The 21425-nt window shown below is 66.4% G+C and carries 23 protein-coding genes and 1 tRNA gene; 15 read left to right on the plus strand and 9 right to left on the minus strand.

Annotated elements, in window-relative coordinates:
• Entirely contained in the window at nucleotides 1–1722 is a 1722-nt protein-coding gene (locus ACQY72_RS12340; protein ID WP_428153883.1) for a M1 family metallopeptidase, read from the minus strand.
• Between the two features lie 118 nt (nucleotides 1723–1840).
• A complete protein-coding gene (gene rpmB / locus ACQY72_RS12345; protein ID WP_409716457.1) occupies nucleotides 1841–2146 on the minus strand; it encodes a 50S ribosomal protein L28 in 306 nt (101 codons plus the stop codon).
• A gap of 193 nt (nucleotides 2147–2339) precedes the next feature.
• Between rpmB and ACQY72_RS12350 the strand changes: the two genes are divergently transcribed.
• Nucleotides 2340–2849, plus strand: coding sequence for a DUF3617 domain-containing protein (locus ACQY72_RS12350; RefSeq protein ID WP_428153885.1), 510 nt, complete (start codon nucleotides 2340–2342; stop codon nucleotides 2847–2849).
• Nucleotides 2850–2921: 72 nt separating this feature from the next.
• Here the strand turns inward: ACQY72_RS12350 and ACQY72_RS12355 are convergent, their stop codons facing one another.
• The 3 genes from ACQY72_RS12355 to fdxA form a co-directional block, all read right to left on the minus strand.
• Nucleotides 2922–3791, minus strand: coding sequence for a beta-1,6-N-acetylglucosaminyltransferase (locus ACQY72_RS12355; RefSeq protein WP_428153886.1), 870 nt, complete (start codon nucleotides 3789–3791; stop codon nucleotides 2922–2924).
• Between the two features lie 456 nt (nucleotides 3792–4247).
• Nucleotides 4248–4778 (minus strand): CarD family transcriptional regulator, encoded by a 531-nt coding sequence (locus ACQY72_RS12360; protein WP_428153887.1) that lies wholly within the window; start codon nucleotides 4776–4778, stop codon nucleotides 4248–4250.
• A 301-nt stretch (nucleotides 4779–5079) separates the two neighbouring features.
• Entirely contained in the window at nucleotides 5080–5421 is a 342-nt protein-coding gene (fdxA, locus tag ACQY72_RS12365; protein ID WP_159846606.1) for a ferredoxin FdxA, read from the minus strand.
• A gap of 187 nt (nucleotides 5422–5608) precedes the next feature.
• Between fdxA and ACQY72_RS12370 the strand changes: the two genes are divergently transcribed.
• Nucleotides 5609–6235, plus strand: coding sequence for a YceI family protein (locus tag ACQY72_RS12370; protein WP_428153888.1), 627 nt, complete (start codon nucleotides 5609–5611; stop codon nucleotides 6233–6235).
• 32 nt (nucleotides 6236–6267) lie between these two features.
• Here ACQY72_RS12370 and ACQY72_RS12375 read toward each other — a convergent pair whose 3' ends face one another.
• Genes ACQY72_RS12375 through ACQY72_RS12390 form a run of 4 tightly spaced genes read right to left on the minus strand, consistent with a single transcriptional unit; the run spans nucleotide 6268 to nucleotide 11105 of the window.
• Complete coding sequence (locus ACQY72_RS12375; RefSeq protein ID WP_428153889.1) at nucleotides 6268–6543, minus strand: RNA-binding S4 domain-containing protein; 276 nt, start codon at nucleotides 6541–6543, stop codon at nucleotides 6268–6270.
• Complete coding sequence (locus ACQY72_RS12380) at nucleotides 6540–9029, minus strand: helicase-related protein (protein ID WP_428153890.1); 2490 nt, start codon at nucleotides 9027–9029, stop codon at nucleotides 6540–6542. The genes ACQY72_RS12375 and ACQY72_RS12380 overlap by 4 nt, the downstream gene beginning before the upstream one ends.
• Nucleotides 9030–9063: 34 nt before the next feature.
• Entirely contained in the window at nucleotides 9064–9675 is a 612-nt protein-coding gene (gene fixJ / locus ACQY72_RS12385; protein ID WP_428153892.1) for a response regulator FixJ, read from the minus strand.
• Nucleotides 9672–11105, minus strand: coding sequence for a two-component system sensor histidine kinase NtrB (locus tag ACQY72_RS12390; protein ID WP_428153893.1), 1434 nt, complete (start codon nucleotides 11103–11105; stop codon nucleotides 9672–9674). Before ACQY72_RS12390 ends, fixJ begins: the two co-directional genes overlap by 4 nt.
• 526 nt (nucleotides 11106–11631) lie before the next feature.
• Between ACQY72_RS12390 and ACQY72_RS12395 the strand changes: the two genes are divergently transcribed.
• The 13 genes from ACQY72_RS12395 to ACQY72_RS12455 all read left to right on the plus strand — a co-directional run bounded on the left by ACQY72_RS12395 (nucleotide 11632) and on the right by ACQY72_RS12455 (nucleotide 21413).
• On the plus strand, nucleotides 11632–13503 hold the full coding sequence (locus tag ACQY72_RS12395; RefSeq protein WP_428156707.1) for a methyl-accepting chemotaxis protein: 1872 nt from the start codon (nucleotides 11632–11634) through the stop codon (nucleotides 13501–13503).
• On the plus strand, nucleotides 13503–13778 hold the full coding sequence (locus ACQY72_RS12400) for an STAS domain-containing protein (protein WP_428153895.1): 276 nt from the start codon (nucleotides 13503–13505) through the stop codon (nucleotides 13776–13778). The genes ACQY72_RS12395 and ACQY72_RS12400 overlap by 1 nt, the downstream gene beginning before the upstream one ends.
• A complete protein-coding gene (locus ACQY72_RS12405; RefSeq protein ID WP_428153897.1) occupies nucleotides 13775–14140 on the plus strand; it encodes a response regulator in 366 nt (121 codons plus the stop codon). The genes ACQY72_RS12400 and ACQY72_RS12405 overlap by 4 nt, the downstream gene beginning before the upstream one ends.
• A 43-nt stretch (nucleotides 14141–14183) precedes the next feature.
• The gene (locus tag ACQY72_RS12410; protein ID WP_428153899.1) at nucleotides 14184–16412 is read left to right on the plus strand and encodes a chemotaxis protein CheA; all 2229 of its coding nucleotides are present in this window, start codon (nucleotides 14184–14186) and stop codon (nucleotides 16410–16412) included.
• 3 nt (nucleotides 16413–16415) lie between these two features.
• A complete protein-coding gene (locus ACQY72_RS12415) occupies nucleotides 16416–16871 on the plus strand; it encodes a chemotaxis protein CheW (protein WP_159846579.1) in 456 nt (151 codons plus the stop codon).
• Nucleotides 16868–17731, plus strand: a complete 864-nt coding sequence (locus ACQY72_RS12420) for a CheR family methyltransferase (RefSeq protein WP_428153901.1) — start codon at nucleotides 16868–16870, stop codon at nucleotides 17729–17731. Before ACQY72_RS12415 ends, ACQY72_RS12420 begins: the two co-directional genes overlap by 4 nt.
• Entirely contained in the window at nucleotides 17728–18765 is a 1038-nt protein-coding gene (locus ACQY72_RS12425) for a protein-glutamate methylesterase/protein-glutamine glutaminase (protein ID WP_428153902.1), read from the plus strand. The genes ACQY72_RS12420 and ACQY72_RS12425 overlap by 4 nt, the downstream gene beginning before the upstream one ends.
• A 15-nt stretch (nucleotides 18766–18780) precedes the next feature.
• Nucleotides 18781–19170, plus strand: a complete 390-nt coding sequence (locus ACQY72_RS12430; RefSeq protein ID WP_008262387.1) for a response regulator — start codon at nucleotides 18781–18783, stop codon at nucleotides 19168–19170.
• Nucleotides 19167–19709 (plus strand): chemotaxis protein CheD, encoded by a 543-nt coding sequence (locus ACQY72_RS12435; protein WP_428153904.1) that lies wholly within the window; start codon nucleotides 19167–19169, stop codon nucleotides 19707–19709. Before ACQY72_RS12430 ends, ACQY72_RS12435 begins: the two co-directional genes overlap by 4 nt.
• A 2-nt stretch (nucleotides 19710–19711) precedes the next feature.
• Nucleotides 19712–20056 (plus strand): hypothetical protein, encoded by a 345-nt coding sequence (locus tag ACQY72_RS12440; RefSeq protein WP_428153906.1) that lies wholly within the window; start codon nucleotides 19712–19714, stop codon nucleotides 20054–20056.
• A gap of 4 nt (nucleotides 20057–20060) precedes the next feature.
• Nucleotides 20061–20651, plus strand: a complete 591-nt coding sequence (locus tag ACQY72_RS12445) for a response regulator (RefSeq protein ID WP_428153907.1) — start codon at nucleotides 20061–20063, stop codon at nucleotides 20649–20651.
• Nucleotides 20648–21118: a hypothetical protein gene (locus ACQY72_RS12450; protein ID WP_428153908.1), complete on the plus strand. Its 471-nt coding sequence runs from the start codon at nucleotides 20648–20650 to the stop codon at nucleotides 21116–21118. Before ACQY72_RS12445 ends, ACQY72_RS12450 begins: the two co-directional genes overlap by 4 nt.
• Nucleotides 21119–21336: 218 nt before the next feature.
• Nucleotides 21337–21413, plus strand: a tRNA-Arg gene (locus ACQY72_RS12455).
• Nucleotides 21414–21425: the final 12 nt, after the last annotated feature.

Consider the following 21425-nt stretch of genomic DNA (forward strand, 5'->3'; position numbering starts at 1 on the left):
CTACTTCGCCTGCGCCGCCTTGTAGGCCTGAAGTTCGTCGATCACGTCCATCTGGCGCAGCACCTTGTTCTGCGGGTCGATGAGGACATGGGCGCCGGCCGGAACCGCGATCTGGCCCCGGCCGCCGGGCATCGCCACGGTCTGGACGACGCCGTCGATCTCGACCTCGACCGGCATGGGGAAGACCCCGCCGTCGCCGGTGGTCCATTCCAGCCGCAGCACCCCGCCCTCACGCGTCTGCGTCAGCACGGGCAGGGCGGCGTTGTAGAGATAGCCCCGGAAGAACCAGCCATAATCCTGGCCCGTCACCGAGTTGATGATGTCCAGGAAGTCGCCCGTCGAACGATGCAGCGGCGCGAAATTGCCCGGTCGGGGATCGGGGCGGCCATAGACCAGGCGGGTGATCGCCTCGTGGAAGGCCGCGTCGCCGATCAGCATCCGCAGGGAGTGGCTGATCAGCGAGCCCTTGGAATAGATGTCGTTGCCCGGCCCGACGTCGCCCTTGTAGACCTCGTCCTCGGTCTTGGGCGTGCCCGAGACGACGGGGTATTTATTGATCAACCCCTCGCGCTGGTTGGCCAGTTCGCGTTGCATGTAGCGGTCGCCCAGCAGCCAGCGCGCATAGAGCGGCTGCATATAGCTGCCCAGCCCTTCGTGCAGCCACATGTCGTCGGCGTTCTGGTTGGTCAGCTGATTGCCGAACCATTCGTGGGCGAACTCGTGCTGCAGCAGCCAGTCATAGCCCCGCCCGTCGATCTTGTAGCCGTTGCCGTAGGCGTTGATGGTCTGGTGCTCCATGCCCAGGTGCGGGGTCTCGACCACGCCCATCTTCTCGTCGCCGAACGGATAGGGGCCGACGGTGGCCTCGAAGAAGTCCAGCATCTTCGGGAACTGGGCAAACAGGGCCTGGACCTGCTCGGGCGTGTCCGACTTCAGGTGCCAGTAGGCCATCGGGATGGTATTGCCGAACCGGCTGCGATACGTGCCAGCGACCTCCTCATAGGGGCCGACGTTCAGGGCGATGGCGTAGGTGTTGGGCGACTTGGCGGTCCAGCTCCAGGTGGTCCAGCCGTCGCCGTGATCGACCTTGCCCAAGAACCTGCCGTTGGATGGCGCCGACAGATCGGACGGGACGGTGATGTGCAGATCGACTCGGCCCGGCTCGCCGTGCGGGCTGTCGATACAGGGCCAGAAGATGTCGCAGCCCTCGCCCTGAACAGCGGTGGCGATCCAGGGCTCGCCTGACGGGGCGGTGGACCAGACGAAACCGCCGTCCCACGGTGCGCGGGGCGCCACGCGCGGCTGACCGGCATAGGCGACGCGCAGGGCGACGGACTGTCCGGCGGGCAGGGTCTGGGCCAGTTGCACCGTCAGCCGGCCCTCGGGATTGGACCAGCGGTCGACGGCGACCTCGACCCCGTCGATCTGGACCGACGAAATGGTCAGCAGCGTATCCAGATCGACGATCAGCGCCTCCAGCGGCACCTTGGCGGTGAAGTCCAGCACTGCAACGGCGTCGATGGCCTTGTCGGCGGGAATGACCTTGATCGTCAGGTCGGCCTTGTCGAACCGCATCGCCTGCTGCTCGGCCGTCAACGGCTGGTCGGTGGCCAGGGTGTAGGGGGTGGATTCACGCGTGGTCGCGGCGGTCGAGGCCGGGGCGGTGGCGCAGGCAGTCAGGGCCAAAAGGCTCGCAGCGGCGAGCAGAACCTTGATGCGCATCGAACTTCCCTTTGGTCTGGCAAGGAAGGCTTAGCGCGGGCCGGCAAGGCCGCAAAGAAAAAGGCCGGTGTTTCCACCGGCCTCTTCCAGAAGTTTTTGTCGTTACCGACTGGGTCGATCAGGCAGCAGCGGCGGCGGCTTGCTCGGCGATCTTGGCGCGAACCTGGCGCTTGATGCGCTGGGCGGCGATCGACAGCTGCTCGTCGCGCGCCTTGACGATGAAGACGTCCAGGCCGCCCTTGTAATCCAGGGTGCGCAGCGCGGCGTTCGAGATCCGCAGGCTGAACGTCTGGCCCAGGCTGTCCGAAGTCAGCTTGACCGTCTTCAGCGACGGCAGGAAGCGGCGCTTGGTCTTGATGTTCGAGTGGCTCACATTGTGGCCGACCATCGGGCCGATACCGGTGAGTTCGCAACGACGCGACATCGTCAGATCCTTAAGATGCGGCGTCCAGCCCGAGCATGGGAGAAGACGCATGAACAGTTGCGCGCAGGAACCTGCCCGCGCGAGAGGGGGCCGTATAAGGGAAGAGGCGGTTCGGCGTCAAGCTGAGTCTGGACGCATGATCCAGACGGTTCGTTCAGCCGTCATTCAAATGCCGCCCTGTATGCGTCATACCATGAAGACCAAAGCTGAACAGAAGGCCGCCATGTCCCGTCCGTCGCTGATCGACCGCCTGCCCAAGCGGGCGCTCGCCGTCCTGGCCCCGGTGATGGCCGGCGGCTTCATGCTGGCCGCGCCCGCCATCGCTCCCGCCCAGACGGCGGCCCAGTCCGAAGTCCTGCCCGGCTATTGGGAATACACCACCAGCGCCGTGGGCCAGCGCGACACGCTGCAACGCTGCGTTCGCCCCAGCGAGATCAACCGATTCTTCGGCGGCCTGTCGACCAACAAGTGGCGCTGCACCTATCCGACCCGCGTGGTGGGTAATGGCAACGCGCGCTTCGAGGGCACGTGTCAGGACCGCAAGGGCCGCCGCATCGCCGTGCGGCTGAACGGGACCTATACGGACACCAGCTTCAGCTTCCGCGGAGGCGCCCAGATCGTGCGCGGCACCCCCTATATTCCCGCCAGCATCACCGCGCGCCGCATCAGCGCCCAGTGCCCGGCCAACGCCGAGTATTTCTGAGGCCCGTACAGCCGAGCAGCAAAAAAGGCCCCGGATCGCTCCGGGGCCTTTTCTTTCGTCCGAGGTCGAAGTCTAGGCGGCTTCGGCGGTCGGGATCGGTCTGTTGGCGCCGACGGGCGCGATCCAGTCCTCCAGCGCGTCGATGACTGCGTCATCGACCTCGGCGTCGAACTTGCGCGCGAACAGTGACGGGCTGGCCTTCAGTTCGGGCAGGTCCGCCAGCGTGTAGGTGCGCGGGCGCAGCTTGATGTCGCCATCGGGGATCCAGTCGATCATCCGCATGTCGTCGTTGACCATCGGCCCATGGACGTCGGTGTTCTTCATCACGGTCTGGAAGAAGCCTTCGTCGGCGATGAAGGTGTGGCGATAGAAGGCTTTGAACCGGTCCGCCGCCTTGTCGTTGCAGACGAAATCGCAGAACCGGCGGCTGACCATCATCCACTGATTGCCGATATAGGGCGTGGCGCCGCGCAGGAACGGGCGGCGCAGGATGGTGCGCAGGATGCCGCCGGGACGTTCGAACACCATGTTGCGGACCCGGTTCATGGTGTCGGGGCGGATCTTGCGCTGATCGACCGCGCGAATGAACTCCTGGCCTTTGTGTTTCGCCAGGAAGCCCATGATCTCGGCCTGAGACTTCAACGGGAAGTCCTGGCCGCTCAGGTTGATGAAGATCGACCAGTCGTCGCTCATTTCCAGCAGCCGCTTCATGCCGCGCAACTCCGCGTCGATCAGGCTGTAGCCGCCCCACAGGGCGCGTCGGCTCTCGATGACGTCGGCGTTGGCATAGGGGGCCAGGAACTGGCGGATCTGCTGTTCCAGCTCGGGGCCGGAGTTGCGATCGACGTGGACGACGTAGTGGTTGGCGGGATCATAGACGGCGTCGAACAGGCGTTTGAACTGTTCGGGATAGCGGTGAACCAGGATCAGATAGCCGATCATGCGTCTGCCCTCCCCTTGAATGAAAGGAGAAGACCCGTCGCGGCGGCGCGCGCGACGGACAGCTCGATGAGCCAGATCATGAGATCGAAGGTTTCGCATGGTGGTCAAACCGAATCCGATCAACCGCCTGAGGGCGGTTCGCTCTCGGCGACCATCCTCCTATTTGGGAAGTCCTGGCTGAAAAGCCATGGGCGCGGGCCTGTGCGGCCTCATTTGGAGGTGGGCCGCCTGCTAGGCTGATCTTTCACAGAAAAGGTCCATCACCGTGAAAGAGAGCAAAGGCAAGTCCAAGAAGGTCGCGCCGCCCAAGGCGAACGCGTCCCAGCCCAGCCTGAAGAACCTGGTTCCCGTGCCTGGAAAGTCGGGGAAAACCGGCAAGTAGAACCCGAAAACAAAAAGGCCCCGGAGCGATCCGGGGCCTTTTCGTTCGTCCGAGGTCGAAGCCCCAACCTGTATCTAGGCGGCTTCGGCGGTCGGGATCGGCTTCTTGGCGCTGAGCGACTTGGCGAGCAGCTCGACGGCGGCGTCCTTGTCGATCTTGTTGGCGGCGGCGACTTCACGAGCCATGCGGTCCAGGGCCGATTCATAGAGCTGGCGCTCCGAATAGGACTGTTCCGGCTGGGTGTCGGCGCGGTGCAGGTCGCGGACCACTTCGGCGATGGAAATCAGGTCGCCCGAGTTGATCTTGGCTTCATATTCCTGTGCGCGGCGCGACCACATGGTACGCTTGATGCGGGCGCGACCCTTCAGGGTGCTCAGGGCCTTGGTCACGACGTCGTCGGCGGCCAGCGAACGCAGGCCGGCCGTCGCGGCCTTCTTGGTCGGAACGCGCAGGGTCATCTTTTCGTGGTCGAAGGTCACGACATAGACTTCCAGCGACATGCCCGCGACTTCCTGGACCTCGACCGCCGCGACTTTACCGACGCCGTGCGCCGGATAGACGACCGCGTCGCCAACCTTGAACTCCAGACCAGTCTTGCTCGTCATAATCGTCCTTTCCCGGTCAGGGCCGGGCGACGCGAAGGCGCAGGAAACGCAAACAGGATCTCATCCGCCGGATCGTTCCGTCGGAGGGGATGATGTCAGGCGTCAAATGCGGAAACGGATCACCAAACCTCTGGCCGATCCCGCCTGTGGGCGGGATGCTGTCGCAAACACGGGCGGCGCGAAGATTTCGCGGACCGCCCGATCCAATGAAACAGAACCTATCACAAATCTGCGGAATTTCAAAACGTCCACAGGGCGGACGTGGATTTACGGCAAGGCTTGAGCGCCGCCAGCCGTAAAGTCAGGAGCCCTTGCCCGGCTTGGTGCTGAAGTATTTCTCGTATTTGCCGGTCTCGCGTTCGTATTGTTCGCGGTCGGCGGGGGGCGTGCCCTTGACGGTGATGTTGGGCCAGACCTTGGCGTATTCGGCATTGACCTGAAGCCACTTGCCGTCCGGCTCGTCCTCGGTGTCGGGCACGATGGCGTCGACGGGGCATTCCGGCTCGCAGACGCCGCAGTCGATGCATTCGTCGGGCGCGATGACCAGGAAGTTCTCGCCCTCGTAGAAGCAGTCCACCGGACACACCTCGACGCAGTCCATGAACTTACATTTCACGCAGGCGTCGGTGACGATGTAGGTCATTGGGCGAAGAATGGGGGCAAGCTGTGAGCGGGAGGCCTGCGACATGGCGGGCACGCAACCAACTGTCAACAGCAGGGCTTAAGGCGAGAGACGTTCGCAAGCTGGTTTGAGCCCGCTTGACAACAGTCGGGCTTAATCGCAACTGTATTGATTGCATATTCACCGTCCCATCGACAGGAACTCCACCATGCGCTCTCCCTTCATGAAATACGCCGTCGCCGGTGCGTTGGCCGTCAGCCTCGCCGCAGGCGGCGCGGTGGTGGCCCAGGCCGCCCTGACCAAGACCCCCGCCCAGGTCACCGCCGGCGCCTACGATCTCGATTCCGGCCACGGCAAGATCACCTGGTCGGTGAACCACTTCGGCCTGTCGACCTACACGGGTCAGTTCGTGAACGTGAAGGCCGAGCTGAAACTGGACCCGGCCAATCCGTCGGCCTCGACCCTGACCGCCACCATTCCCCTGACCGACGTGGCGCCGAACGACGACCGGCTGAAGGCGCACCTGCAGACCGCCGACTTCTTCGACACCGCCAACCACCCGACGGCGACCTTCGTCTCGCGCTCGGTGACGGTGGATTCAGATGACGCCAACGAGGCGACCGTGGTCGGCGACCTGACCCTGCGCGGCGTGACCAAGCCCGTCACCATCGAGGTCGAGTTCAACGGCGCTGGAACCGTCATGGGCGCCTACAAGTCCGGCTTCGACGGCGAGGCCACGATCAAGCGCTCGGACTTCGGCATCAACTACGCCCTGCCGGCCGTGTCCGACGAAGTGAAGCTGCACATCGAGGGCGAGTTCGTTCTTAAGCAGTAAGCGGGCTATCGCGCTTCGCGCTAATTGAGCCCTCAAGCAATAAGCGAGTAAAGGGCGCGGGCCTCCTCGGGTGGTCCGCGCCTTTCGCCCAGCGCCTCGACCCTCAGGCTGGTGACGCGGCCGTTCTGGGCGAAGGTCAGCAAGTCGCCGACGTGGACGCAGCGGCTGGGTTTGTCGAGCCGCACCTCCCGCCCATGATGCGTCAGCCGCACCGCCCGCCGCTCGACCAGATCGGCGGCCAGCCCCCGCGTCTTCACGAACCGCGCGCGCCACAGCCACAGATCGATGCGACAGGCGTCCTCGCTCAAGCCGTCGCCTTCCGACGCGGACGCCGCCGCTTGGGCCGCGCAGGCGGGGCTTCCGTCAGAACCGCAAGCGCAGCGAACGGCGAATCCTTCACCGGTCTGGGCGCGGCGCCGGGCTTGTCGGGCAGGCGGGCGCGTTCGGTCTTAAGGGCGGCGATGACCTGTTTGGCCTGATCGGCGCTCCAGCCCAGGTCGGTCAAGGCTTCGTTGGAGAGCCTGCCGTGGTTAGCGGCGCGCAGGTCGGCCATCTTCTCTAGCGCCTCGACCGAGACCAGCCAGCGACCGGCCTGGCGCAGGCCCGAGGCCGAGAGCAGACGCGACGAGGGCGCCTCGACCGGCGTCGGGATCAGGTCCGGCGTCGCCGGGATCAGCGGGGCGGCGACGAAGGCTTGGGCGAAGTGGCGGGCGCGGGGCTTTTGCAGGCCGGGCAGCCAGACCGAATGAACCCCGACACGGATGGCGAAGCTTTTCAGGGTGCGGCGCTCGACCTGGCTGAGGGCGGCCAGATCGCGCTCCACGTCGCGACGGTCGATCAGTCCACCGGCCTCGATCAGGCGGAAGGCGATGCCGCGCGGCAGGCCCTTGAGCGCGCCGGATTCCACCGCCTGACGCAGGCGGCGCAGATCGCGAAGCGCGCGGCCCGCCTCGAACGCCAGCCAGGCCTCGATCCGACGCTTGGCGCGCTCGCGGGCGGGCGTCGGGCCCAGTTCGCCCAGCAGGCGGACGAGGGGCGAAAAGGGATCGGCGCCGGTCGGCGTGGCCTGAATCTGGGCGGTCAGGACGCCGCGCCACAGGACGGCGCCGTCCGGCGTCACGGCGAAGGCCTCGTCCGTCTCGGCTGCCAGACTGCCCAGGCGGCGGTTGATCTCGGGCGTGACGGCGCGCACGGCCGCCTGACGCAGGGTGCGGTCCTCCAATGCGGAGGCGCCCTTTTCCATCTGGAAGCGGACGCCCTCCAGCTGGCCGACCACCTGGCCCTCGACCGTGACCTCGCCGTCGTCGGCGACCCCGGCGAATGTGTCTTCGCGCACGTTCAGGGCGCGCATCAGGGCGGTGGTGCGGCGATCCACGAACCGGGCGGTCAACCGCTCGTGCAGCACGTCGGAAAGCCGGTCCTCCAGCGCCCGCGTCCTGTCGCGCCAGCCTTGCGCGTCGTGCACCCAATCGGGCCGGTTGGCGATGTAGGACAGGGTGCGGACGGCCGAGAGCCGAGCCGACAGCTGGTCAATCTGGCCGTCGTCACGATCCACGAAGGCGAAGCGCGGCGCCATCCAGTCGTCGGTCAGCCGACCCCGCTTGCCGGTCAGGGCATGAAAGACGTCCTTGGCCAGCCGCGCATGCTCGTCCAGCGTCGTCTTCTGGAAGTCGGGCAGCTGGCAGGCTTCCCACAAACGCATGATGGCGCCGCGCGACCGGCCGATGCGGGCGATCTCCTCGTCCTTGATCAGGCGACGCAGCAGGGTCTCGTCCAGAGCCTCGCCGGTCAGGTTCAGGCCGATGCGCTGGGGCGTGACGGTCAGCGATCGCAGCAGATCAGGCAGGGTGTCGAAATCGAGCTTGGCGTTACGCCATTCTGCGCCCTCGACCGGATCGAACCGATGCTCGACCACCTGTTCGACCAGATCGGCGTCCAGATCCTCGGCCTCGGCGGTGACGCCGAACGTCCCGTCGCGCAGGTGGCGCCCGGCGCGCCCGGCGATCTGGCCGATCTCGTGCGCATGCAGCCAGCGGGTCCGTCGGCCATCGAACTTCCTCAGACCCGCAAAGGCCACATGGTCCACGTCCATGTTCAGCCCCATGCCGATGGCGTCGGTGGCGACCAGGAAATCGACCTCGCCCGACTGATACAGGGCGACCTGGGCGTTGCGGGTGCGGGGTGACAGGCTGCCCATGACCACGGCCGCCCCGCCGCGCTGACGCCGGATCAGTTCGGCGATGGCGTAGACGCGCTCGGTCGAGAAGGCGACGATGGCGCTGCGGCGGGGCAGGCGGGTCAGCTTCTTGGACCCGGCGTAGGACAGGGTGGACAGGCGATCCCGCGTCACGATCTCGACGTCCGGGACCAGGCGACGGATCAGGGGCTCCATGGTGCCGGCGCCCAGGAACATGGTCTCGAACCGGCCGCGCGCGTGCAGCAGCCGCTGGGTGAAGACGTGACCGCGCTCGGGGTCCGCGACCAGCTGGATCTCGTCGATGGCCAGGAACTCGACCGACCGCTCCAGCGGCATGGCCTCGACGGTGCAGACGAAATAGTGCGGGCGAGGCGGGACGATCTTTTCCTCGCCCGTGATCAGGGCGACGGCGGCGGCCCCGCGCTGCCTGACGATGCGCTCGTAGATTTCGCGGGCCAGCAGGCGCAGCGGCAGGCCGATCATGCCCGAGGCGTGACCCAGCATCCGCTCGACCGCCAGATGGGTCTTGCCGGTGTTGGTGGGCCCCAGGACCGCAGTGACGCGGGACGGGGCGAGGCCTGCGGACCGGTCGCTCATTGCCGCCTTAAAGTGGAGACGATTCTTCTCCGGCTCAAGCGTCGCCGGCGCGCATTCCCATACGAACCAGGGTGGACAGGTTCGACGCCTGCATCTTGGTCATCACTTTGGCACGGAAAATCTCCACCGTGCGGGGGCTGATTTCCAGCCGCAGCGCGATTTCCTTGTTCGAACAGCCGTCGATCAGGGCGTCGAAGACCTGACGCTCGCGCGTGGTCAGGGTGGCCAGACGACTGTTGGCTTCATCGCGCGCCGTCCGATCCGCCTCCAGGCTGGTCAGCGAGGCGATGCAGCGGCCGACGCAGTCCAGGATCTGTTCAGGATCGAAGGGCTTTTCGATGAAGTCGACGACCCCGGCCTTCATCAGCTGAACCGCGAGCGGCACGTCGGCATGGCCGGTGATGACGATGACGGGCCAGCGGTCGCCCCTCAGCGTCTTCAGCCTGCGCACCAGTTCCGGCCCTTCGACGCCCGGCATGCGCACGTCGGTGACGACACAGGCGCTCTTGTCGGTCGGCAGGTTCTCCAGAAAGTCGTCGGCGCTGGCGAAGGCCCGCGCCCGAAAGCCTACCCCGCGCAACATGAGGACGAGCGAGTCCCGCATGGCTGGGTCGTCATCGACGATGAAGACGGAATGCGGGTTCATGCGGCGTCGAGCTCCTGGCTGTGGGGCAGGCGGAAGGTGAAGGCGGCGCCGCCCAGACTGCTGCGGCCGACGGTCAGGGCGCCGCCGTGGCTTTCCACGATCGAACGGGTCACCGAAAGACCCAGGCCCATGCCGCCCGCCTTGGTCGAGATCATCGGGTGGAAGATGCTGTCTCGCTGATCCGTGGGAATGCCGCGCCCATTGTCCTCGACCGCGATCTCATAGCCTTCGGCGCCCAAAGAACGACCCGCGACGGACACGCGGCCGTTTTCCTGTCCGATGGCCGCGTCCACGGCGTTCTTGACCAGATTGGTCAGGGCCTGCTGCAGTTGAATGCGATCCGCCAGCACATGATCGTCGTCGCCGTCGGCTTGGATGTCGATGGTGACATCGGTGTCACGCCCGATCAGAGTAAAGACCGGATCCAGGTCCTGAATCATCTGCGAGGCGCGCTCCTCGGTGAAGCTGCGTGATCCGGTCGAGAGAAGCTCGCGCATGCGCCGGATGATTTCGCCCGCCCTCAGCAACTGCGCCTTTGCCAGGTCCAAGGCGCGCGTCGCTTCGTCGGCGGGGGATCCCGTCTTGGCCAGGGCGGCCTGGCCGGCATGCAGATAGACGGCGGCGGCGGTCAGAGGCTGGTTCATCTCGTGCGCCAGGGTCGCGGCCATCTCGCCCATGGAGTTCAAACGCCAGACGCTGTTGAGTTTTTCGGTCAGGTCGCGTTCGCGTTGCCGCATCGCTTCTGACTGGCTCTGTTCGGCAAGGGCCAGAACGATGTGCTCGGGCCAGATGTCGTCCGGCAGCACGTTGGCGTGGATGGTCAGCGGCACAGGACAGGCGTTCGGGCGCCAAACCGCCCAGAATCCCGGAGACGGCGCCAGAACCTCGCCGCCCTGCCGTGCAGACTCCAGGGCGGCCTCATCGAAACCCGGCACCAGCGTGTGAAAGGGCAGGGTCGCGGCTTCTTCCCGACGGACGCCCAGAAGCGCGGCTGCGGCGGGCGTCACGCGCTGTGTGCGCCCTTCGCGGTCCAGGGTCACGATCGGTACGGACGTCAGGATGGTCTCAAGAAGCATTTCCCGCATGGCCAGGTCGCGCGTCAGCGCCCGCGCAGTCCTGAGGGCGCCGCCCAGGCGGCGGCAGACCTCTGCGATGGCCCAGGCGACGACGGCGAAGAGGATGGCGTTCACGGTCGCATCGAGCGCGCCTTGCCTCTGCACCATCACTTCGTTGGCGATTATGGAGAGGGTGATCGCCAGAATGACCGACAGGCGCCGCGCCAACAGGGCCGTGACCATGACGGCCGCCACCATCGGCAGATAGTAGAAATGTCCAAAGGGTTCGAGCGCCACGCGCACGCCGACGGCGATCAATACTGAGATACAGGCGACGAAAGCGCCGCTCCACCAAGTCTTTGTGCGTCGCAGCATGCAGAGGTGACGATCAGACCCTCGAAGACTGGCGTTATCCCGTTTCACTGTGAAGAATCGTGGGTGAGCAACATCACTGGGACATTTACCTGCCGTCTTTTTGACTCATTTTCCATACGCGATCTTGTTATGCGTGGAAATACGTAATTCGCTTCGAAAGCCATGCGCAGTCGCGATCTGAGCCCCGGCGCCAAGCTGTGCCGGCCCTACGCATTCCTACCTAGAGCGTGGTTCAGAAATAATATTAATCATCGCCTCATCCTTGGACTGCACAATGCAGAAGCTTCCAGGGACCACAATGCTTCGTTCGTTTTCCGTCCTCTCGCCTCTGATCGTCGCGGCTGCAAGCCTTGCGTCGTCGGTCACGGTCCAGGCTCGGACGCCGGGCCGCGATGTCGCCGCCGGCTAAATCGTTCTGAATAAAAAGACACTATCGGGGGATGTAGAGTTGAAGTTGATTGAGAATCTGCCGGTCGGCCGCAAGCTGTTCCTGGCTTTCGGTCTTGTGCTTGCGGCGATCGCCGTGATGGGCGCCGTCGTGGTGACCAGCCTGTTGAAGATGGAAAGCGCCGGCGCGACGCGCAGCGTCGAGAACAAGGACAACCGCACAACCGCCACGGCCGAATTCTACATGACCCGTCAGGAGAACGCCTTCCGCGGCTATCTGCTGTCGAAGGATCCCTATTATCTCGAACGCGTCGATGCTCACCGCGCCAAGTTCCTGGCCGCGATGGAACAGCTGCGCAAGGATCTGCCAGCCGATCGCGCCGCGCCGGTCGACAAGGCCGTCGAGGCCAATGCGACCTGGTACAAGAACGTCGTCGAAGTCGGCGGCGCGATGGTTCGCGACGGCCGCGGCGCCGAGGCCGTGCAGATGGTCGGCCGCACCGGCGTCGCCGACACCTATGTCGCCCCGCTGGAAGAAGCGATCGACGAGATCAAGGCCTCCAACGACGCTGCTCTTGAAGCGGCGCGCGCGGCCCAGTCCGGCGCCACTCGCAGCGCCATGAATGCCGTCGTCATCGGTCTGGTCGCTGCGCTTCTGATCGCTCTGGCCGCCGGCTTCGTCGCGACCCGCGCCATCACGCGGCCGATCCTCACGATGATCGGCTATATGCAAAAGCTGATGGCGGGCGACACGTCGATTCAGATCGTCGGCGCCGACCGCAAGGACGAGTTCGGCAAGATGGGCCAGGCCATCGTCGCCTTCCGCGACGCCGCCGTCGACAAGGTCCGCGTCGAGAAGGAAGCCGCTTCTCACCGTTCGATGACCGAGAAGGAGCGCACCGAACGCGAGGCCGAAAAGGCGCGCGAGGCGGCGGAAGACATTCAGGCGATCACGGCCTTGGGACAAGGCCTGTCGGCCATGGCCAACGGCGACATGACATTCCGCATCGATGTTGAGTTCAATCCGAAAGCCGCGCACCTGAAGTCGGACTTCAACGCCGCCATCGCCCAGCTGCAACAGGCCATTGCGGTCGTGGTCGGCAACATCTCGGGCATCCGTTCAGGCGCCGGCGAAATCTCTCAGGCCGCCGACGACCTGTCGCGCCGCACCGAGCAGCAGGCCGCCTCGCTTGAGGAAACCGCCGCCGCCCTGGATGAGATCACCGCCACGGTGAACAAGACCGCCTCGGGCGCCCGCCAGGCCTCCGACGTCGTCCAGGCCGCACGCGGCGACGCCGAAAAGAGCGGCGTGGTCGTGCGCGACGCCGTCCAGGCGATGCAGGCCATCGAAGGCTCGTCCAACCAGATTAACCAGATCATCGGCGTCATCGACGAGATCGCCTTCCAGACCAACCTCCTGGCCCTGAACGCCGGCGTCGAGGCGGCGCGGGCCGGCGACGCGGGACGCGGCTTCGCGGTGGTGGCCTCCGAAGTTCGCGCCCTGGCTCAGCGTTCGGCGGAAGCCGCGAAAGAGATCAAGACCCTGATCTCGGCCTCCACCGGTCAGGTCGGCGCAGGCGTGAAGCTGGTCGGTGAGACCGGTGAGGCCCTGCAACGGATCGTGGACCGGGTCGCCGAGATCGACAGCCTGGTCACCGAGATCGCGGCGTCGGCCCAGGAACAGGCCGTCGGTCTGGCCCAGGTCAACACCGCCGTGAACCAGATGGACCAGGTCACTCAGCAGAATGCGGCCATGGTCGAGCAATCGACCGCCGCCAGCCACTCCCTGTCGCAGGAAGCCGAGGCGCTGCAATCCTCCGTCGCACAGTTCAACGTGGGCCAGACGGGCGCGGCGGCGTCGCACCGCTCGGCGCCCGCGCCCAAGCGCGTCGCGCCGCCTGTCGCCAAACCTGCCAACCGCATGGTCGCCGCGCTGAAGACCATCGGCCGCGGCGGCGCGGCCTTGAAACCCCAAGCTGCGGCCGTCGAAGACGGCTGGGAGGAGTTCTGATGAGCGAGACCCTGATCCTGCCCGACGTTCTCGATCTGAACGCGGCCGAACCGCTGAAGGCCGAACTGCTGGCCCTGCGCGGTCATCCCCTGACGCTGGACGCTTCGGCCGTCGAACGTCTCGGGGGCCTGTGCCTGCAAGTGCTGCTGTCGGCCCGTAAGACCTGGGCCGCCGACGGCGTCAACCTAAGCTTAGGGTCTGTGTCCCAATACTGGACAGAACAGTGGGCGGCTTTCGGCGCGCCCGACTTCAATACCGAGGGGCTGACGGCATGAGCAAGACCGTTCTTACGATCGACGATTCCCGCACCATGCGCGACATGCTGCTGATGGCGCTGGAAGACGCGGGCTATACCGTGATCCAGGCCGTCGACGGCGTGGACGGGCTGGAGACGTTGGCGGCCAGGGGCGCCGACGTCATCATCACCGACATCAACATGCCTCGCATGGACGGTTTCGGCGTCATCGAGGGCGTGCGCGCCGATCCGAACCACCGCACGACGCCGGTTCTGGTGCTGACGACCGAGAGCGACGTCGAGAAGAAGGCGCGGGCCCGCGCCGCCGGGGCCACCGGCTGGATCGTCAAACCCTTCGACCCCGCAAAACTGGTGGACGCCGTCCGCCGCGTCGCCGCCTGATCGCCCCCAATCTGATCGCCAAAGCCCGCCGGACCCGCACCTAATGGACGCCTTCGAAGCCATCAAAGTCACCTTCTTCCAGGAATGCGACGAACTGCTCGCCGACCTGGAGGCCAAGCTGATGCTGCTGGAGCAGGGTCAGACCGACCTGGAGACGATCAACGCCGTCTTCCGCGCCGTCCACTCCGTCAAGGGCGGGGCAGGGGCCTTCGGGCTTGAGGCTCTGGTGCGGTTCGCCCACGTCTTCGAGACGCTGATGGACGAACTGCGCGCGGGCCGCAAACCCTGCGACACGGTCACGATCAAGACCCTGCTGCGGGCGTCGGACGTGCTGGCCGATCATATCCAGGCGGCGCAGGGCCTGATCCCGCAGGTGGACGAGGGGCGCTCCGCCGCCCTGGTCGTCGAGCTGGAAATGCTGACCCACGGCGGCGAGGCGCCGCCCGTGGTCGAGGACGAAGACGACGATTTCGGCTTCATGCCGATGGCCTTCGACATGCCGCTGGACGAACCCGCCGCCACCACGCCCGAAACGCCGGCCGTCGGCTGGCGCGTCGTGTTCAAGCCGCTGGGCCGGATGTACGCCAACGCCAACGAGACCGGCCTGCTACTGCGCGAACTGGGCCGCCTCGGCCCGATCACGGTGGCTCTGGACGACGGCGAAGTCGCCCCGCTCGAAGCCCTGTCGGTAGAGGACGGCTGCCTGACCTGGACCATCGATCTGGACTCCGCCGTCGATGAGGCCGCGGTGCGCGAGATCTTCGACTTCGTCGAGAGCGACTGCGAACTGACCATCACGCCACTTGGCGCCAACATGGGAGGCGCGTCGGACATGAGCACGACGTTCGAAGACGAGCCGGCGGCGATCCTGCCGGCCAGCGACGATCTGGACATCGCCGCCCTGTTGGCCAAGGCCGGCGGCGCGGTCGTTGAGACGCCGTCCGAGGCCATCCCCTTTGCAGCCTTCGAGCCCGAGCCGGCGCCCGTCGTCGCGCCGCCGCCCGTTGCGGCTGCGGTGCCGACCCCGGCCCCTGCCGCCGCCGCTCCGGCTTCCGCCCCCGTCGCTCCGGCGCCGGTGACGATCCGCGTCGATCTGGATCGGGTGGACCGCCTGATCAACGTGGTCGGCGAGCTGGTCATCCAGCAGGCCATGCTGTCGCAACGCGTCCTGGAAAGCGGCCTGGCCCGTTCGTCCGGCATCGCCTTGGGCCTGGAAGATCTTGAGCTGCTGACACGCGAGATCCAGGACAGCGTCATGGCCATCCGCGCCCAGCCGGTGAAGTCGGTGTTCCAGCGCATGCCGCGTCTGGTCCGCGAAGTCGCCGACATGGTGTCCAAACAGGTCCGCCTGGTCACCGTCGGCGAGGACACCGAGGTCGACAAGACCGTGGTCGAACGCCTGGCCGAGCCGATCACCCACATGTTGCGCAACGCCATCGACCACGGGCTGGAAACGCCCGACGAGCGTATCGCCGCCGGCAAGTCGGCCGAGGGCACCGTGCGCCTCGCCGCCCTTCACCGCTCGGGACGGATCGTCATCGAGATTTCCGACGACGGACGCGGCATCAACCGCGAACGCGTCAAGAAGATCGCCATCGACAAGGGGCTGATCGCCGCCGACGCGCCCCTGACCGATGAGCAGATCGACAATCTGATCTTCGCCCCGGGCTTCTCCACCGCCGCCGTCGTGTCCGACATCTCGGGCCGGGGCGTGGGCATGGACGTGGTCAAACGCTCGATCCAGGCCCTGGGCGGCCGTATCTCCATCAGCTCGGTCCCCGGCAAGGGCTCGACCTTCACCCTCAGCCTGCCGCTGACGCTGGCGGTGCTGGACGGCATGGTCGTCGCCGCCGCCGAACAGACGCTGATCGCGCCGCTGCCGGCCATCGTCGAGAGCCTGACGCCCCAGGCCGCCGACCTGCATTTCGTCGGCGGCGTGGATCCCGTCATCCGCTTCCGCGAGCGCTTCCTGCCGCTGATCGACGTGGCCCTGATCATGGGCTTCCGCGAGCAGCCGATGAACCCGACCGACGGCGTCGCCGTGGTCGTCGAGACCGAGAGCGGCCAGCAGGCGGCCCTTCTGTTCGACGCCATCCAGGGCCAGCGCCAGGTCGTCATCAAGAGCCTTGAGACCAACTACCAGCAGGTCGAAGGCGTCGCCGCCGCCACCATCCTTGGCGACGGTCGCGTGGCCCTGATCCTCGACGTCGACGTCATCGTCACCGATATGCGCCGCAAATCCATCCGCCCCGATTTCAAGCTCGCGAGCTGAACCATGACCGAAGCCAAAGATCCCCAGCGCGAACTGATCGCCTTCCGCATCGGCAGTCAGGAATTCTGCGTCGACATCATGTCGGTCCGTGAAATCCGCGGCTGGACGCCCGCGACGCCTCTGCCCCGCTCGCCGGGATACATGAAGGGCGTCATCAACCTGCGCGGCACGGTCCTGCCGATCATCGACCTGGGCGCGCGCTTCGGTCTGACGACCTCGGAACCGACGGCCCGCCACGTCATCATGGTCGCCCATATCGGCGGCCGAATGGTGGGTCTGCTGGTCGACGCCGTGTCAGACATCCTGCAGATGAGCGAGGCCTCGGTCCAGGCGACGCCCGACGTGGCCAGCGACCAGGTGAAGACCTTCGTCAAAGGCATCTTCTCCATCGACGGCCGCATGATCAGCCTGATCGAACTGGATTACATCCTGCCTCAAGTCGAAGCCGAAGCCGCATGACCGCCGCCGCCGGTCGGGGATCCATCGTCGAGGGCGAGTTCGTCTTCACCGCCGATGATTTCCGCCACATCGCCGAGATGCTGCATGCCCACGCCGGCATCGCCCTGAACGAGGGCAAGGCCGCGCTGGTCTATTCGCGCCTGGCCAAGCGTCTGCGCACCCTGGGTCTGACCAGCTTCCGCGACTACTGCGCCCTGGTCGAGGGCGTGGACGGCGTGGACGAGCGCCAGAGGATGACGGCGGCCCTGACGACCAACGTCACCCGCTTCTATCGCGAGCCGCACCATTTCGACGACCTGCGCAATCGGGTCATGCCCGAACTGGTCGCCCGTGCGCGCGCCGGCGGTCGGGTCCGCCTGTGGTCGGCCGCCTGTTCAAATGGGCAGGAGCCCTATTCGATGGCGCTGACGATCCTGTCGGTCCTGCCCGAGGCCGCGGACCTGGACGTGCGCATCCTGGCCACCGACATCGATCCGAACATGGTCGCGCAAGGCCACGACGGGACCTATTCCGAAGAGGCGCTGGAGCCGGCGCCCGTCACCCTGTGGCGCAAATATTTCGACCGTGCGGACCGTGGAAACTGGACGGCGGGCCAACAGCTGAAGCGTCTGGTCAGCTTCAAGGAACTGAACCTGATCGGCGACTGGCCGATGAAGGGCAAGTTCGACGTCATCTTCTGCCGCAACGTCGTGATCTATTTCGACGACGCGACCCAGGAGCGGGTGTGGAAGCGGTTCACGCCGCTGATGAACCCCGGCGCGACCCTCTATATCGGCCACTCGGAGCGCGTCTCCGGCGGCGCCACCAGCCAGCTTCAGACCGCCGGCCTGACCACCTATCGTCTGGGTGGACCGGCATGAGCATCATTCGTGTCCTGGTCGTCGACGACAGCCTGACCATGCGGGGCCTGATCTCGGCCGCGCTGAAATCGGACCCCGAGATCGAGGTCGTCGGCACCGCCGCCGATCCCATCGAGGCGCGCGCCGCGATCAAGGCCCTGAACCCCGACGTCCTGACCCTTGACGTCGAAATGCCCAACATGAACGGGCTGGAGTTCCTGGAAAAGATCATGCGGTTGCGGCCCATGCCGGTGGTCATGGTCTCGACCCTGACGGCGGCCGGGACCGACGTGACCTTGGCCGCGCTGGAAATCGGCGCCGTGGACGCGGTGGCCAAGCCGGCGGTCGCCAGCGTGGACGCCTTCCACGATCTGATCGGCAAGGTGAAGATGGCCGCCCGCTCGCGCGTCCGCGCCCGTGGCGACACCCCGGCCGCCGCCGAGGCGCCGCGCACCTATCGGCCCAATCCCAACCACATCCTGGCCATCGGCTCCTCCACCGGCGGGGTCGAGGCCCTGCTGACCGTGCTCAGCGGCTTTCCCGCCAACTGTCCCGCCACGGTCATCACCCAGCATATGCCTGCGACCTTCACCGCCAGCTTCGCCGCCCGTCTGGACCGCGTCTGCGCCCCGACGGTGACCGAGGCCGTGGACGGGGCGCCGCTGAAGCCGGGCCATATCTATCTGGCGCCCGGCGGCGCGACCCATCTGGAGGTCGCGTCCGGCATGTCGCCGCGCTGCCGACTGGTCGTCAGCGATCCGGTCAACGGTCACCGTCCCTCGGTCGACGTGATGTTCGATTCGGTCGTGCGACTGAAGCGTCCGATGACGGGTGTCATCCTGACCGGCATGGGCAAGGACGGCGCCAAGGGTCTTCTGGCCATGCGCGAAGCCGGCGGCCGCACCCTGGGCCAGGACGAGGCCACCTGCGTCGTCTACGGCATGCCGAAAGCCGCCTTCGAATTGGGCGCCGTGGAGCGGCAGTTGCCGCTGCACCGCCTGTCCCCCGCCATCCTCGAACTGTGCGCCGATCCGGCCGCGCGGTCAGTCGCCTAACCGGGAGCGTAAATCATGCCCGCCGCCGCCTCTCTCCACTGTCTGGTCGTCGACGATCAGATGACGATGCGCTCGCTGGTCCGCACCAGTCTGCAACAGCTCGGCGTCCGCGAGATCCGCGAGGCCGCCGACGGCGAGATCGCCCTGCGCGACATCATCTCAAAGCCCGCGCACCTGATCATCTCGGACTACAACATGCCGAACCTGGACGGGCTGGGCCTGCTGCGCGCCGTGCGCGCCCACCCGCCCACGTCCAAGACCGCCTTCATCATGCTGACTGGCCGCGCCGACCGCGAACTGGTCCAGCGCGCCGTGCAGTTCGGCGTCAACAACTATCTGGTCAAGCCGTTCACGGTCGCTCAGCTCAAAGGCAAGCTGGAAGCCGTCTTCGGTCCTCTGACATGAGTTTCGCCGCTCTGAAGGACAGCGTGGAGAAACGCGTTCACGTCGGTCAGGGCGAGCACCACATCACGTCCGATCCCAACGTCGTGCTCAGCACCATCTTGGGCTCGTGCGTCGCCATGTGCCTGCGCGATCCGCTGGCGGGCGTCGGCGGCATGAACCACTTCCTGCTGCCGGAAGGCTCGGGGGCGGGGACCGACGCCGGGCGTCGCTACGGCGCCTATGCGATGGAGTTGCTGATCAACGACATGCTCAAGGCCGGCGGCCGACGCGAGCGGATGGAGGCCAAGCTGTTCGGCGGCGGTCGCATGTTCGACAGTCTGCGCGACGTGGGCCGCAGCAACGCCGACTTCGCTGAGAAGTTTCTGCGCGACGAAGGCATTCCGGTCGTGGGCGGCAGCCTGCGTGGCGATGGCGGACGCCGCCTGCATTACTGGCCCGTCTCCGGTCGCGCCCTGCAACGCGCCGTGACGGATGTCGTCGCGCCCAGGCCCGTGCCCATCGTCGCCCCGGTCGATACCGGCGCGCTGGAACTGTTCTGATCATGAGCGCGCCTCCCGAACATGCCGATCTTCTGGCCGCCGTCGCCGACGAGCTGATGCTGGTCCGCGAAGGCATCGACGGGATCGAGGCCCTGGTCAGCGATCTGGTCCGCCGCGCCCCGCCCGAGGAACGCCCCAACGCCCTGACCCAGGCCCAGGCCCTGGACGCCCTGACCCAGCGACTGGAGGCCCTGTCCGGCGTCCTGCGTATGCTGGGCGGCGGCGCCAGTCCGTCCGAGGCCGTCAGCCGGCTGTCGCTGGCCGACATGGCCGGCCGTCTTCGGCCTGCGGCCGGTGAAGCCCCGTCGGCGCCTTCGGCCGACGCCGGCGACCTGATGCTGTTCTGATGTCATGGCCAAGAGCGATCGGGTCAATCTGGCGCACACCACGGTTCTGCTGATCGACGATCAGCCCACGTCGCTGGATATGCTGGGCTCCATCGTTCAGGGCTTCGGCTGCAAGGAACAGATCAAGTGCCCGTCGGCCCAGGCCGCGACGGAACTGCTGGCCCGCCGCGCCGTCGATCTGATCCTGATCGACTGCATCATGCCCGACATGGACGGCTATGAATTCGTCCGCTGGCTCCGGCGCGACGCCCCGACGCCGGCCCGCTATGTGCCCGTCATCATGATCCTGGGGCACGCGTCCCAGGCCAAGGTCCATCAGGGCCGCGACTGCGGCGCCAGCTTCATGGTCGCCAAGCCCCTGTCGCCTGCGCTGCTGCTCAAGCGCATCATCTGGCTGGGCGCCGAGGATCGCGATTTCGTCGAGGCCGAACACTACGTCGGACCCGACCGCCGCGTGCGCAACTATGGCCCGCCGGCCGGAACCGACGGTCGTCGCGAGAGCGACCTGTCCGGCGAACTGGGCGCCGCCGTCGAAGAGAATATGGATCAGGACGACATCGACATGCTGATGAAACCGATGAAGGTCAGCCTGTGACGGACGCACCGACCAAGCCCACCATCCGCAAGGTCCACACCTCGCTCCAGCGTCAGATGGCCCGCCCCGGCGGACGGCTGATCGCCGAGGCCGAGTCCCGCGCCAATCAGGCGCTGGAGGGTCAGCGCGATCATGTCTTCGACCTGCTGGCCACCAATATCGACGCCATCGACGCCCTGTGCGCCAGCCGTCCCGACGACGCCCCGACCCAGATCTACGCCTTCGCCTCCGCCATGGTCGATATGGCCGGCTATCTGGACGTCCCCGCCTTTTTCGAAGCCGCCTTCAGCCTGTGCGAGATCGCCGACCGGATGCGCGCCGCCGGCGTCTGGTCCTGGCCTTCGGTCGAAGTCCACGTCCGCGTGCTCAGGCTGACTTTGGCCGAGGACGGCAAGGCCACGCCGGGTTCCGAACGCCTGCTGGAAGGCCTGCGCGCCCTGACCGCCCACGTCCCGCCAGCGAGTTAACGGCTAGGCCCCATGCCGCGGAACAAGCGTGAAACGAATCAGGACCGAATCGCCGACACCGCCCCATTCGTCCTTTGTTCACCGCGACATCTGGTAGGTTAAGGGGCCTTAACCACAAGCTCGTTCCATCTCACCGTGGCCGCCTACACCAGACTTTTTCTCCGCTAGCGGCGCTGCCCACTTTTCCAAATCCCCCCAAGACGCTAGGTCACCCCCGTGGCCCCGTAGCTCAGCTGCATAGAGCAAGGCTTTCCTAAAGCCGAGGTCGGGGGTTGGAGTCCCTCCGGGGTCGCCAACGCCCTTTTCG

Origin of the sequence: Brevundimonas sp., assembly GCF_965279155.1 — a bacterium.
In the GTDB taxonomy this organism is placed as follows: domain Bacteria; phylum Pseudomonadota; class Alphaproteobacteria; order Caulobacterales; family Caulobacteraceae; genus Brevundimonas.

What these genes read in the sequence shown, in the direction of transcription:
- ACQY72_RS12340 (WP_428153883.1), bottom strand. Translation starts at nt 1,722, where the DNA reads ATGCGCATCAAGGTTCTGCTCGCCGCTGCGAGCCTTTTGGCCCTGACT.
- rpmB (WP_409716457.1), bottom strand. Translation starts at nt 2,146, where the DNA reads ATGTCGCGTCGTTGCGAACTCACCGGTATCGGCCCGATGGTCGGCCAC.
- ACQY72_RS12350 (WP_428153885.1), top strand. Translation starts at nt 2,340, where the DNA reads ATGAAGACCAAAGCTGAACAGAAGGCCGCCATGTCCCGTCCGTCGCTG.
- ACQY72_RS12355 (WP_428153886.1), bottom strand. Translation starts at nt 3,791, where the DNA reads ATGATCGGCTATCTGATCCTGGTTCACCGCTATCCCGAACAGTTCAAA.
- ACQY72_RS12360 (WP_428153887.1), bottom strand. Translation starts at nt 4,778, where the DNA reads ATGACGAGCAAGACTGGTCTGGAGTTCAAGGTTGGCGACGCGGTCGTC.
- fdxA (WP_159846606.1), bottom strand. Translation starts at nt 5,421, where the DNA reads ATGACCTACATCGTCACCGACGCCTGCGTGAAATGTAAGTTCATGGAC.
- ACQY72_RS12370 (WP_428153888.1), top strand. Translation starts at nt 5,609, where the DNA reads ATGCGCTCTCCCTTCATGAAATACGCCGTCGCCGGTGCGTTGGCCGTC.
- ACQY72_RS12380 (WP_428153890.1), bottom strand. Translation starts at nt 9,029, where the DNA reads ATGAGCGACCGGTCCGCAGGCCTCGCCCCGTCCCGCGTCACTGCGGTC.
- fixJ (WP_428153892.1), bottom strand. Translation starts at nt 9,675, where the DNA reads ATGAACCCGCATTCCGTCTTCATCGTCGATGACGACCCAGCCATGCGG.
- ACQY72_RS12390 (WP_428153893.1), bottom strand. Translation starts at nt 11,105, where the DNA reads ATGCTGCGACGCACAAAGACTTGGTGGAGCGGCGCTTTCGTCGCCTGT.
- ACQY72_RS12395 (WP_428156707.1), top strand. Translation starts at nt 11,632, where the DNA reads ATGGGCGCCGTCGTGGTGACCAGCCTGTTGAAGATGGAAAGCGCCGGC.
- ACQY72_RS12400 (WP_428153895.1), top strand. Translation starts at nt 13,503, where the DNA reads ATGAGCGAGACCCTGATCCTGCCCGACGTTCTCGATCTGAACGCGGCC.
- ACQY72_RS12405 (WP_428153897.1), top strand. Translation starts at nt 13,775, where the DNA reads ATGAGCAAGACCGTTCTTACGATCGACGATTCCCGCACCATGCGCGAC.
- ACQY72_RS12410 (WP_428153899.1), top strand. Translation starts at nt 14,184, where the DNA reads ATGGACGCCTTCGAAGCCATCAAAGTCACCTTCTTCCAGGAATGCGAC.
- ACQY72_RS12415 (WP_159846579.1), top strand. Translation starts at nt 16,416, where the DNA reads ATGACCGAAGCCAAAGATCCCCAGCGCGAACTGATCGCCTTCCGCATC.
- ACQY72_RS12420 (WP_428153901.1), top strand. Translation starts at nt 16,868, where the DNA reads ATGACCGCCGCCGCCGGTCGGGGATCCATCGTCGAGGGCGAGTTCGTC.
- ACQY72_RS12425 (WP_428153902.1), top strand. Translation starts at nt 17,728, where the DNA reads ATGAGCATCATTCGTGTCCTGGTCGTCGACGACAGCCTGACCATGCGG.
- ACQY72_RS12430 (WP_008262387.1), top strand. Translation starts at nt 18,781, where the DNA reads ATGCCCGCCGCCGCCTCTCTCCACTGTCTGGTCGTCGACGATCAGATG.
- ACQY72_RS12435 (WP_428153904.1), top strand. Translation starts at nt 19,167, where the DNA reads ATGAGTTTCGCCGCTCTGAAGGACAGCGTGGAGAAACGCGTTCACGTC.
- ACQY72_RS12440 (WP_428153906.1), top strand. Translation starts at nt 19,712, where the DNA reads ATGAGCGCGCCTCCCGAACATGCCGATCTTCTGGCCGCCGTCGCCGAC.
- ACQY72_RS12445 (WP_428153907.1), top strand. Translation starts at nt 20,061, where the DNA reads ATGGCCAAGAGCGATCGGGTCAATCTGGCGCACACCACGGTTCTGCTG.